10 protein-coding genes are annotated in these 13,041 nt (G+C 43.7%); 9 read left to right on the forward strand and 1 reads right to left on the reverse strand.

All coding sequences use genetic code 11. The features are described from left to right. Window positions 1-35: 35 nt before the first annotated feature. The 7 genes from dnaN (at window position 36) to JZY04_RS05960 (ending at window position 8,133) form a co-directional block, all read left to right on the forward strand. On the forward strand, window positions 36-1,160 hold the full coding sequence (gene dnaN / locus JZY04_RS05930) for a DNA polymerase III subunit beta (protein ID WP_005806961.1): 1,125 nt from the start codon (window positions 36-38) through the stop codon (window positions 1,158-1,160). 128 nt (window positions 1,161-1,288) lie between these two features. Then, on the forward strand, window positions 1,289-2,062 hold the full coding sequence (locus JZY04_RS05935; RefSeq protein WP_022011889.1) for a 3'-5' exonuclease: 774 nt from the start codon (window positions 1,289-1,291) through the stop codon (window positions 2,060-2,062). A 2-nt stretch (window positions 2,063-2,064) separates the two neighbouring features. Next, complete coding sequence (coaBC, locus tag JZY04_RS05940; protein ID WP_032530450.1) at window positions 2,065-3,258, forward strand: bifunctional phosphopantothenoylcysteine decarboxylase/phosphopantothenate--cysteine ligase CoaBC; 1,194 nt, start codon at window positions 2,065-2,067, stop codon at window positions 3,256-3,258. 3 nt (window positions 3,259-3,261) lie between these two features. Next, window positions 3,262-4,947: a DNA repair protein RecN gene (recN, locus tag JZY04_RS05945; RefSeq protein WP_005806955.1), complete on the forward strand. Its 1,686-nt coding sequence runs from the start codon at window positions 3,262-3,264 to the stop codon at window positions 4,945-4,947. 61 nt (window positions 4,948-5,008) lie between these two features. Next, entirely contained in the window at window positions 5,009-5,749 is a 741-nt protein-coding gene (rlmB, locus tag JZY04_RS05950) for a 23S rRNA (guanosine(2251)-2'-O)-methyltransferase RlmB (RefSeq protein WP_005779999.1), read from the forward strand. Window positions 5,750-5,765: 16 nt separating this feature from the next. Beyond that, complete coding sequence (locus JZY04_RS05955; RefSeq protein ID WP_122141731.1) at window positions 5,766-7,463, forward strand: serine protease; 1,698 nt, start codon at window positions 5,766-5,768, stop codon at window positions 7,461-7,463. Between the two features lie 295 nt (window positions 7,464-7,758). After that, window positions 7,759-8,133 (forward strand): RidA family protein, encoded by a 375-nt coding sequence (locus tag JZY04_RS05960; protein WP_122141730.1) that lies wholly within the window; start codon window positions 7,759-7,761, stop codon window positions 8,131-8,133. Here JZY04_RS05960 and JZY04_RS05965 read toward each other — a convergent pair. Continuing rightward, on the reverse strand, window positions 8,101-9,477 hold the full coding sequence (locus tag JZY04_RS05965) for a folylpolyglutamate synthase/dihydrofolate synthase family protein (protein ID WP_122141729.1): 1,377 nt from the start codon (window positions 9,475-9,477) through the stop codon (window positions 8,101-8,103). The genes JZY04_RS05960 and JZY04_RS05965 overlap by 33 nt on opposite strands. Before the next feature lie 128 nt (window positions 9,478-9,605). On the opposite strand from JZY04_RS05965, the gene JZY04_RS05970 reads away from it, so the two are divergent. Both JZY04_RS05970 and JZY04_RS05975 read left to right on the forward strand, forming a co-directional pair. Continuing rightward, entirely contained in the window at window positions 9,606-10,931 is a 1,326-nt protein-coding gene (locus JZY04_RS05970) for a PhoH family protein (protein WP_005779995.1), read from the forward strand. A gap of 160 nt (window positions 10,932-11,091) precedes the next feature. Continuing rightward, entirely contained in the window at window positions 11,092-12,996 is a 1,905-nt protein-coding gene (locus JZY04_RS05975) for a nucleoside-diphosphate sugar epimerase/dehydratase (protein WP_005806946.1), read from the forward strand. The last annotated feature ends 45 nt before the right edge of the window (window positions 12,997-13,041 follow it).

Consider the following 13,041-nt stretch of genomic DNA (forward strand, 5'->3'; position numbering starts at 1 on the left):
TTTGCAAAAATATAAAATTTAAAATCACAGATTATATGAAATTTATCGTTTCAAGTACTGCACTTTCCAGCCATTTACAGGCTGTTAGCCGTGTGATAAACTCAAAAAATGCGCTGCCTATTTTAGATTGTTTTCTCTTTCAGTTGGAGGACGGAACACTGTCTGTGACTGTTTCTGATAGTGAAACTACGATGGTAACCTCGGTTGAGGTGAACGAGAGTGATTCTAACGGAAAGTTTGCCGTCGCTGCAAAAACGTTGCTCGATGCATTGAAAGAGATTCCGGAACAACCGTTGACATTCGAAATAAAGCCGGATACCTATGAAATTACGGTACAGTACCAAAATGGTAAATATAGCCTGATGGGGCAGAATGCCGACGAGTTTCCGCAATCGGCTACACTCGGTGATAATGCGGTTCGTGTGGAGATGGAAGCACAGATATTGCTGGGAGGCATTAACCGTTCGGTATTTGCTACTGCCGATGACGAACTCCGTCCGGTGATGAATGGTATCTACTTTGACATTACGACTGAAGACATTACAATGGTAGCTTCGGACGGGCACAAGTTGGTACGTTGTAAAACATTGGCTGCACGCGGAAATGAACGTGCTGCATTTATTTTGCCCAAAAAACCGGCAACTTTGTTGAAGAACCTGTTGCCTAAGGAATCGGGTATGGTGGTGATCGAGTTTGACGAACGCAATGCTGTCTTCACGCTCGAAAGTTATCGTATGGTTTGCCGTCTGATTGAAGGACGCTACCCCAATTATAATTCAGTGATTCCACAAAACAATCCGCACAAAGTGACGGTAGACCGTATGCAGCTGATAGGTGCTTTGCGTCGTGTATCCATTTTCTCTTCACAGGCAAGCAGTCTTATCAAACTCCGTATGCAGGAAAACCAGATAGTGGTTTCGGCTCAGGATATTGATTTCTCTACTTCTGCAGAGGAAACACAGGTGTGCCAATATGCCGGTGCAGCAATGAGTATTGGCTTTAAATCTACTTTCCTGATCGATATTCTGAATAATATCTCGGCAGAGGAAGTGATCATCGAATTGGCTGATCCGTCAAGAGCAGGTGTCATTATTCCGGTAGAACAGGAAGAAAACGAAGATTTGTTGATGCTGCTGATGCCGATGATGCTGAACGACTAACTGCGGAACAGAAATAGAATCGGATTCATTACAGAGGACACAAAGATCACAGAGACATCATTCTTTGGAATTGAAGCTCTGTGCACTCGGTGTCCTCTGTGGTGAATTTAAACAAAACCGTATAAATAATGAAACTCAACCTAAAGAACCCTATTGTCTTTTTCGACCTGGAAACGACCGGGACTAACATCAACTCAGACCGAATTGTAGAAATCTGTTATCTTAAAGTATATCCGAACGGGAATGAAGAGTCGAAAACTCTCCGTATTAATCCCGAAATGCCTATTCCTGCCGAATCATCTGCCGTTCATGGTATTTTTGATGCTGACGTAGCTGATTGTCCTACTTTTAAGGAGGTGGCAAAAAGCATTGCGAATGACATTGAAGGTTGTGATCTGGCTGGTTTCAACTCCAACCGTTTTGACATTCCCGTGTTGGCGGAGGAGTTTCTTCGTGCCGGGGTTGATATTGATATGAGTAAGCGCAAGTTTGTTGATGTACAGGTGATTTTCCATAAGATGGAACAACGTACTCTTTCGGCTGCTTATAAATTCTATTGTGGCCGTAATTTGGAAGATGCACATACAGCGGAAGCCGATACCCGCGCCACGTACGAGGTCTTGATGGCTCAACTTGACCGCTATCCGGAAGATTTGCAAAACGATATGTCTTTCCTGGCCGATTACTCAAGCTATAACAAGAATGTGGATTTTGCCGGACGTATGGTGTATGATGACAACGGAGTGGAGGTTTTTAATTTTGGCAAATACAAAGGCCAGTCGGTGAGTGAAGTGCTGAAAAAAGATCCCGGATATTACAGTTGGATTCTCAATAGTGACTTTACGCTGAATACAAAAGCCATGTTGACGAAGATTCGCCTGCGTGAGTTAACGGGAAAATAACTATGCTGAACGGAAAGAAAATTATACTTGGCATTACCGGTAGTATTGCTGCTTATAAGGCTTGCTACATTATACGCGGCCTGATTAAACAGGGAGCGGAGGTACAGGTCGTAATTACTCCTGCCGGAAAGGAGTTTATTACTCCGATAACTTTGTCCGCTTTGACCAGTAAGCCTGTTATCAGTGAGTTTTTTGCCCAGCGGGACGGAACGTGGAACAGCCACGTAGACTTGGGGCTTTGGGCAGATGCTATGCTGATAGCGCCTGCGACGGCTTCTACCATTGGTAAAATGGCAAATGGCATAGCAGACAATATGCTGATCACGACTTATCTGTCAGCGAAGGCACCGGTGTTTGTCGCTCCGGCCATGGACTTGGATATGTTTGCGCATCCCAGTACCCAGAAGAATCTGGATACGCTGCGTTCATACGGTAATCATATCATTGAACCGGCTTCGGGAGAATTGGCAAGCCATTTGGTAGGTAAGGGGCGCATGGAAGAACCGGAGAATATTATCCGGGTACTTGATGAGTTCTTTTCCTCTACGGGCGAGCTGGCTGGAAAGAAAGTGCTGATTACAGCCGGACCAACTTATGAAAAGATTGATCCGGTACGTTTCATTGGTAATTATTCTTCCGGTAAAATGGGATTTGCATTGGCAGAGGAGTGTGCCCGTCGCGGAGCGGAGGTAGTGCTGATAGCCGGACCGGTGCAACAGAAGGTATATCATTCACACATTACCCGTATTGATGTGGAGTCTGCTCAGGAAATGTATGAGGCTGCTATGGCGCAATACCCATTGGTGGATGCCGGAATATTATGTGCTGCAGTAGCAGATTTTACTCCGGATGTTGTAGCCGATAAGAAGATAAAACGGGAGGGAGATGATTTGATGTTACATCTCAAGCCCACCCACGATATTGCCGCTGCATTGGGTAAACTGAAGACACCGGGGCAGAAATTAATCGGTTTTGCTCTTGAAACGAATGATGAACAGCGTAATGCCGAAGGAAAACTGATCCGGAAGAACTTCGATTTTATTGTGCTGAATTCATTGAATGATGCAGGTGCGGGTTTCCGTTACGATACAAATAAAATCAGTATTCTCAGTTGTAGAGGCAGAACCGATTATCCGTTAAAATCCAAGACTGAAGTAGCCAGAGATATTATTGATCGAATGATAAAAGAATTGTGATTTATGTTACGTTCATTATACATCCAGAATTATGCTCTGATTGAGAAACTTGATATCCGTTTCGAAACCGGATTTTCTGTGATTACCGGTGAAACCGGTGCCGGGAAATCCATTATTCTGGGCGCAATCGGACTTTTACTCGGACAGCGTGCTGATGTGAAGGCTATTCGGCAAGGTGCTTCGAAATGTATTATTGAGGCCAGGTTCGATATATCAGCTTATCATATGGAAGCTTTTTTCGAAGAGAACGAGCTGGAGTACGAGCCCGAATGTATACTTCGCCGTGAGGTACAGTCTTCCGGCAAAAGCAGAGCATTTATTAACGATACGCCTGCATCGCTTACACAAATGAAAGAATTGGGCGAGCAATTGATCGATGTACATTCGCAGCACCAGAATCTGTTGCTTAACAAAGAAGGTTTTCAGCTTAATGTACTTGATATACTTTCCCACAACGAAGAGGCTTTGGATGTATATCATCATTTATATCAGGAATGGAAAAAGCTCAGTAAAGAACTTGACGAACTGATTGTACTGGCCGAACAGAGCAAAACGGATGAAGATTATATCCGTTTCCAGTTAGAACAATTGGAGGAGGCACATCTTTCTGCCGGAGAGCAGGAAGAATTGGAACAGGAGGCCGAAACATTGGCACATGCCGAAGATATCAAAGCCGGATTATATCGGGTAGAGCAAACTCTTGCCTCAGACGAAGGAGGACTGTTGCCTGCTTTGAAAGAGAGTTTGGGTACTCTGAATGGATTGCAGCGGGTATACCAGCCTGCCGGAGAATTGGCTGAACGGATGGAGAGCACTTATATAGAACTGAAAGATATAGCTCAGGAAATATCGGATCAGGGAGAGAGTGTCGAGTTCAATCCATCCCGGCTGGAAGAAGTGAATGACCGGTTGAACCTGATCTATTCTTTGGAACAAAAACATCGTGTTCAGACAGTAGAAGAGTTGATCGTCCTTTCAGAGCAATATGCAACGAAACTTGCTGCCATTACTTCGTATGATGATCGGATAGCTCAATTGACGGAACAGAGAGATGCGCAATATAATAAGGTAAAGAAACAGGCGTTTGTCCTGACGAAGGCCCGTACGGAGATTGCCCGTAAAGTGGAAAAGCAGATGGCAGCTCGTCTGATTCCTTTGGGAATGCCCAATGTCCGCTTCCAGGTGGAAATGGGGCTGAAAAAAGAATTGGGTCCCCAAGGAGAAGATACGGTGAACTTCTTATTCTCTGCCAATAAGAACGGAGCGCTGCAGAGTATATCCTCAGTTGCGTCCGGTGGTGAAATAGCTCGTGTTATGCTGTCTATCAAGGCAATGATAGCAGGAGCCGTAAAATTGCCCACTATTGTGTTCGATGAAATCGATACCGGAGTATCCGGTGAGATTGCAGATCGCATGGCGGACATCATGCAAGAGATGGGTGAACAAAACAGGCAGGTGATCAGTATCACCCACTTGCCTCAGATTGCTGCCCGTGGACGTGCCCATTATAAGGTATACAAGCGGGATAATGATACGGAAACGAATAGCCATATTCGTCGTCTGACTGACGAAGAACGGGTAGAAGAGTTGGCACATATGTTGAGTGGTGCCACTTTGACCGAGGCTGCACTAAGCAATGCAAGGGCATTGCTGGAACCTTCTTTGAAAGAGAGAAAAATAATAAAATAAGTATATAGTGGCGTGCAATGAACAATGGCGAGTTGCATACTCTAAAAATGCAGACAATTACATGATTGATAAAAGCGAAATGATTTTTGGCGTCCGTGCCGTGATTGAAGCCATTCAGGCTGGTAAAGAGATAGACAAGATTTTGGTGAAGAAAGACATTCAGAGTGACTTGTCCAAGGAGCTGTTTGCTGCTCTGAAAGGTACGCTGATTCCTGTTCAGCGCGTCCCGGTGGAACGTATCAACCGCATCACCCGTAAAAATCATCAGGGTGTAGTGGCATTCATATCTTCGGTGACGTATCAGAAGACCGAAGATCTGGTACCTTTCCTCTTTGAGGAAGGTAAGAGTCCGTTCTTTGTTATGCTCGACGGGATTACGGATGTGCGTAATTTTGGTGCCATAGCCCGTACTTGCGAATGTGCCGGAGTGGACGCTGTCATTATTCCTGCGAAAGGAAGTGTTACGGTCAATGCGGATGCGATGAAGACTTCAGCCGGAGCTCTGCATACTTTGCCTGTCTGTCGTGAACAGAACTTAAAGACAACTTTACAATATCTGAAAGATAGTGGATTCCGCATTGTGGCTGCTACCGAAAAGGGTGATTATGATTATACGAAGGCCGACTATACCGGTCCGATGTGCATCATTATGGGCGCCGAGGATACCGGTGTTTCGTACGATAACCTTGCGTTATGCGACGAATGGGTCAAGATTCCGATGTTGGGCAGTATTGAGTCACTCAATGTGTCGGTAGCCGCTGGTATCCTGATTTATGAAGGCGTGAAACAACGTACAAACTAAAACAACATTCAAATACATGAAAAAGAGCATATTATTCACATTTGTGCTTTGTCTCCTGTCACAATGGAGTGTAGCGCAAGCCCCCAAATGGGTAGAGAAGGCGAAACGATCGGTGTTTTCCATCGTTACGTATGATAAAGACGACAAAATTCAGAATACCGGTAACGGATTTTTTGTGACCGAAGACGGAGTGGCTCTGTCTGACTATTCTTTGTTTAAAGGAGCTCAGCGTGCTGTTATCATTAATTCCGAAGGAGAGAAAATGCCGGTTGAATGTATTCTGGGAGCCAATGATATGTATGATATCATAAAGTTCCGTGTCGGCATTACAGTAAAGAAGGTGCCGGCATTACAGGTGTCCACTGTAGCTCCGGCTGTAGGTGCCGAAGTCTATCTGTTACCTTATTCCACTCAGAAAGGTGGAAACGTGACCAGCGGCAAAGTGAAAAAGGTGGATAATATCGGTGGTGATAAATATCATTATTATACACTGGATATGGTATTGAAAGATAAGATGGTAAGTTGTCCGGTAACGACAGCAGACGGTAAAGTGTTCGGAGTGGCACAAAAAGCTTCCGGACAGGATACTACCTCTATTAGTTATGCAGCAGGTGCAGCTTTTGCCATGTCACAGAATATCAATGCTCTTGCACTGAGCGACGCCGCGCTGAATGCAATCGGTATAAAGAAAGGCTTGCCTGAAGATGAAGATCAGGCTTTGGTTTACTTGTTTATCGCTTCTACACAAACTACTCCTGAGGCTTATGCCGTTGCCCTTGATGATTTTATCAAAACTTTCCCGAACAGTGCGGATGGCTATCTTCGCCGTGCAGGGAACTATGTGTTTGCAGGTAAAGATATGGATAAAGCAGCTGTCGATTTGGAGCATGCCCTGAAGGTTGCACAGAAAAAGGATGATGTTTATTATAACATAGCCAAGTTGATATACAACTACCAATTGAGTAAACCTGAAACCACTTATAAGGATTGGACGTATGATAAGGCTCTGGCGGATGTGCGTAGTGCGATAGCTGTTCAGGATTTACCTGTATATCGTCAACTTGAAGGAGATATTCTTTTTGCCAAGCAGGATTATGCCAGTGCATTTACCAGCTATGACAAAGTGAACGGAACCGAATTGGCATCTCCGGCTTCCTTCTTCAGTGCTGCCAAGGCAAAGGAATTGAGTAAAGCTGCTCCCGAAGAGGTAGTTGCTTTGCTGGATAGTTGTATTGCCCATTGTCCGACGCCCATTACAGCAGATTTGGCTCCCTATCTGTTGGAACGTGCCCAGATGTATATGAATGTAGAAAAGTATCGTCCGGCGCTGGTCGATTATGATGCATATTTCAATGCAGTGAATGGCAGTGTTAACGATTTGTTTTATTATTATCGGGAACAGGCTGCCTTCAAAGCCAAACAATTCCAGCGTGCTTTGGATGATATCACAAAGGCAATCGAGCTGAATCCGGAAGATCTCACTTATCGGGCAGAGTTGGCAGTGGTCAACCTGCGTGTGGGACGCTATGCGGAGGCCGAGAAAGCATTGAAAGATGCATTGACTGTTGATCCGAAATATGCCGAAGCATATCGTTTGTTAGGAATTTGCCAGATTCAGTTGAAGCAAGAAAAAGAGGCTTGTGCAAGTTTTGCCAAAGCAAAAGAACTTGGCGATCCTAATGTGGATGAACTGATTAAGAAGCATTGTAAATAAAGTGCCGGAAATATAAAAGAGAAGAGGTTATCGTCATTGCGATAACCTCTTTCTTTATGTGGGAGATCCATTTCTAACATCTCCATTTTGTTAAAGTTTAGGTCTTATTCGGTTAAAGTTATTCTGATTCTTTTGTGTATTCATATATATAAATACGTTTGTTTGCCAAATACTGCATAGCTCTTATATTTTTTTCTTATCTTTGTTTTCATAAGAACTTTCCTGATAGGAGTTTTTTATCATCCTCAGGATATCAACTTTACCATAAATGTCAATCATTAATAAACCAAGTAAAATGAAAAAAGTAATTTGCAGTGATAAGGCACCGGGAGCTATCGGTCCTTACAGTCAAGCTATTGAAGCGAATGGAATGGTATTTGTTTCCGGTCAGCTTCCAATCGATGCAGCTACGGGGCTGATGCCTGACGGTGTGGAAGCACAAGCCCGCCAGTCTCTTGAAAACATAAAACATATCCTTGAGGCTGCCGGTCTGACCATGTCAGATATTGTAAAAACGACAGTTTTCCTCCAGGATATGTCTTTGTTTGCCGGAATGAATGGGGTATATGCAACTTATTTTGAAGGCGTATTTCCCGCCCGTTCGGCTGTTGCCGTGAAAGCCTTGCCTAAAGATGCTTTAGTCGAGATCGAGTGTATCGCGGCACGATAATAAGTCGGCTACAATAAAGCTACTGCCTCCTACGAAGATCAAGTCTTCTGGGAGGCTTTTTTCTTGTGCGGCCTTTACGGCCGATTGAACATCAGGATAAGTTTTACCCTGCAGTCCGGCAGAGGCTCCGATTTGCTGTAACAGAGTCTCTGACAGAGCTCTTTTGACGCTCGCTTTGGTGAAATAGTAGACTGCATTTTTAGGCAGTAAAGCCAGTACTCCACTGACGTCTTTGTCATTCACCATACCGATGACCATGTGGAGGCGTTCATATTTCATTTGCTTTAGTTGCTCTACGATATAAGAGATACCTGCGACATTGTGTCCCGTGTCACAAATGATGGTGGGAGAGTTTCTCAATTTTTGCCAGCGTCCTTGTAGTCCGGTCATTTGGTCTACTTGCCGGAAACCGTTTCTTACGTCATTGTCACTGATCTTATAACCTGACTTCCTTAGGATGGGAAGAGCAGACAGGAGTGTATTTGTGTTTTTTAGTTGATATGAACCTCCCAATACTCCTTCCAGTTCGGGATATGTCTCGTTTTCGTAGATCCAGCCGGAAACAGCTTCTGCTTCTTCTGCTTGTACAGCACTGGAGTGTTTTTCCGGACATTCTGTCCATTTTCTGTTCGTACAGGTTTTGAATTTTGTTGCTCCTTTTAGTCTTTGTTCTTCTTCTGCGAAGATGATAGGAGCTTCCACTTCCTGAGCTTTCTGCAAAAATACGGGCTTAGTCTCTTCGGTTGTTTCACCAATGATAACCGGTACACCTTTTTTTATGATACCTGCTTTTTCTGTCGCTATTTTTGCCAGTGTATTGCCCAGAAACTGCATGTGGTCGAAACTGATATTGGTGATAATACTCAAATCCGGATGAATGATGTTGGTGCAATCCAGGCGTCCTCCCAGTCCAACTTCGATTACAGCTACGTCGATATGCCGGTCGGCAAAGTATCGGAATGCCATGGCTGTAGTCAGCTCGAAGAACGAAGGATGCAATGGTTCAAAAAAAGAACGGTGGCTTTCCACAAAACGGATCACATATTCTTGTGAAATGGTCTCGCCATTGATGCGGATACGTTCGCGGAAGTCGACTAAATGGGGCGAAGTATAGAGCCCGACTTTATATCCGGCCGACTGCAAAATTGCTGCCAATGTGTGTGAACAAGAGCCTTTTCCATTAGTCCCGGCGATGTGGATACTTTGAAACGTGGTGTGAGGATGTCCCAAATATTCGTCTAATGCATGGGTGTTTTCCAGTCCCTCTTTGTATGCACTGCTTCCTACCTGTTGGAACATGGGAACGCTGTTGTATAGGTAGTCTAAAGTTTCCTGATAATTCATGTTTTATAATATTTAACGGGCAACTTCTTTTGTTTGCCTTTTTATTTGTTATCTTAGTTGCAACAATTCAACACAGAGGTGTCAATTGTCTTTTTGATTGCAAATATCAACATTTAAATCTAAGAATCATGGGAACAAAGAAAAATTTTGTGCTCGACACGAATGTTATTCTCCACGACTACAATTGCCTGAAGAATTTTCAGGAGAATGATATTTATCTTCCGATTGTTGTTTTGGAAGAATTGGATAAATTCAAGAAAGGTAACGAACAAATCAATTACAATGCACGTGAGTTTGTGCGCGAACTTGATTTAATAACCGACGATAGCCTGTTCACCCATGGCGCCCCTTTGGGCGAAGGACTGGGCAAGTTGTTTATTATAACAGGTGATTCGGAAGCTCCTAAAGTACATGAATCGTTTCCTGCCCGTAAACCGGATCATCAGATATTGGCTGTAGCCGAGTTTCTGGCACGGAAATATCCGAAAATGAAAAATATCCTGGTGACTAAGGATGTCAACTTACGGATGAAAGCCCGTTCCATAGGGATACTTTGCGAGGACTATATCACCGATAAGGTTGTGAATGTCGATATTTTTGAAAAATCGAACGAGGTATTCGAAAACATAGAACCGGAGTTGATCGACCGTATTTACTCGTCCAGAGAAGGGCTGGATATCAATGAATTTGATTTTAAGGACATTCTTCGTCCCAACGAATGTTTCATTCTTAAGAGTGATCGCAGCAGTGTGCTTGCCCGTTACAATCCCTTTACACACATGGTCTGCCGGGTAAATAAAACGAAAAATTATGGAATCGAACCGCGTAATGCGGAACAGAGTTTCGCTTTCGAAATTCTGAATGATCCCGATATAAAACTGGTGGCTTTGACAGGTAAGGCCGGAACCGGTAAAACATTGCTTGCCCTGGCCGCAGCTTTGGGAAAACTTACTGAATATAAACAAATTCTGCTGGCACGTCCTATTGTAGCCCTTTCTAATAAAGATTTGGGATTCCTTCCGGGAGATGCGACCGAAAAGGTAGCACCCTATATGCAACCCCTGTTCGATAACCTGAATGTAATAAAACGTCAGTTTGCCTCAAACTCTACCGAAGTGAAGCGGTTGGAAGATATGCAGAAGAGCGAGCAATTGGTGATCGAGGCTTTGGCATTCATTCGCGGACGAAGCCTTAGCGAAACCTACTGCATAATTGACGAAGCACAGAATCTGACCCCACACGAAATTAAAACTATTATCACCCGTGCCGGAGAGGGAACCAAGATGGTGTTTACCGGAGATATCCAACAGATTGACCAACCTTATCTGGACAGTCAGTCTAATGGTCTGGTGTATATGATCGATCGCATGAAAGATCAGAATCTGTTTGCACATGTCAATCTGGTGAAAGGTGAACGCAGCGAATTGAGTGAATTGGCAAGTAACTTAATGTAATATCCATATTTTAAAGGGACGGAAGAAGAGAATTCCGTCCCTTTTTTACACTATTATTCCACTTTTATTGTGTTAAAAACTTTATTTTGTCAAATAAAAACGCACGGGTTAGTGAAAATAGTGTATCTTTGCACCGCCTAAAACAAAAACTGTAAAACAAATGAAACAGAATTTTTTCCATCGGTATCTTTCCGCGAAGGTACTGCCCATTTGGACTATCCTATTGATTGACATATTTATTATTGTCGCATCCTGTTTGCTTGCCTATTCGCTTCGTTACGATTTTCGCAGCATTTTTCTGGATTCGTCTACGATAGATAAGACCATTCTTTGGACAGTAGTGGCTAATTTGATTTTCTTCCGGGTATTCCGTACCTATTCAAATGTGCTTCGCTTTTCTTCGTTTGTGGACATTATGCGCATTTTTGTGTCGCTTACGGTCTCTTATGGGGTACTGATGATTCTGAGTGTTCTGCTGGACGCTTATCTGGGTGTCCGGATTGGTGCCATCAGCGTGCTGTTTATGGCGTACGTGATCAATTTTGCCATGATGGCTTGTTCGCGTATAGTAGTTAAGATGTTTTTTGAAGTGCTCAACTTCGATGGTAGTCATACCACTAACGTATTTATTTATGGTGCCAAAGAGGCCGGAGTGAATATAGCCAAGTCTCTGCGTGTAAATTTGCGTAATCATTATCGTCTTCGTGGTTTTATAGCCGACGAGCCGGAGTTGATTGGTAAAGTTATGATGGGAGCTAAGGTATTTCCAAACGACGAACTACTAATTGAAAACATGAACGACCGTGATGTGCATACCATCATCGTTTCTCCGGTTAAGATGGAGAAACTGAAAAAGTCCGATATGATTGATACGCTGCTCTCCAATAACGTGAAGTTGCTGACCGCTCCTCCTCTGAGCGAATGGGGCGGACAATCACTCAATAAAACCCAACTGAAGGAAATACAGATTGAAGATCTCTTGCAACGCGAACCTATCGAGGTAGATATTCATAAGATTGCTTCCCATTTGGAAGGTAAACGAGTGATGATTACCGGTGCTGCCGGTTCTATTGGTAGTGAAATTATGCGTCAGGTTGCTTCTTTCAACCCATATAAGTTGATCCTGATTGATCAGGCTGAGACTCCGTTACATGACATTCGTCTGGAATTACAAGATCGTTGGCGTGATATCGATGCTGAAACGATTGTTGCTGATATATCGAACGCTACCCGCATGGAAGCTATTTTCCGTGAATACAAGCCTCAATACATATTTCATGCAGCTGCGTACAAGCATGTGCCGATGATGGAAGACAACGTGTCGGAGTCTATTCAGATTAATGTGTCGGGTACACGTACGCTTGCCGATCTTGCCGTTAAATTCGGTTCGGAGAAATTTGTGATGATTTCTACGGATAAGGCTGTCAATCCGACCAATGTAATGGGATGTTCAAAGCGTATCTGTGAAATCTATGTACAGTCATTAGCGAAAAAATTACAGAAGGAAGGCACTCGTTCGGTGCAGTTCATTACCACTCGTTTCGGTAATGTATTAGGCTCTAACGGTTCGGTTATTCCCCGTTTCCGCGATCAGATTCAGCGTGGAGGTCCTGTGACTGTTACTCACCCTGAGATTATCCGTTATTTCATGACTATACCCGAAGCTTGTCGTCTGGTATTGGAGGCCGGTAGTATGGGTAATGGCGGAGAAATCTACATCTTCGATATGGGTAAACCCGTGAAGATTGTCGATCTGGCTAAGCGAATGATCAGCCTTTCGGGACGTACGGACGTGAAGATTGAATTTACCGGTTTGCGCCATGGTGAGAAGCTGTACGAAGAGTTGCTCAACGTGAAAGAGCTGACCAAGCCCACTTACCACGAAAAGATTATGATTGCCACTGTGCGTGAGTATGATTATGACGAAGTGAAAGAGAGAATCCAGAAATTAATCGATGTAAGTTATACCTATGATCAGATGAAGATCGTAGCTGCCATGAAAGATATTGTTCCGGAGTTTGTGAGCAAAAACTCTTGTTTTGAGGCATTGGATAAGAAAGACTAATCATCAGAACCTGCCGGAATATCTTGATCTTAATTATATAATCAG

Source organism: Bacteroides sp. 11BF (assembly GCF_019633765.1).
Lineage (GTDB): Bacteria > Bacteroidota > Bacteroidia > Bacteroidales > Bacteroidaceae > Bacteroides > Bacteroides hominis.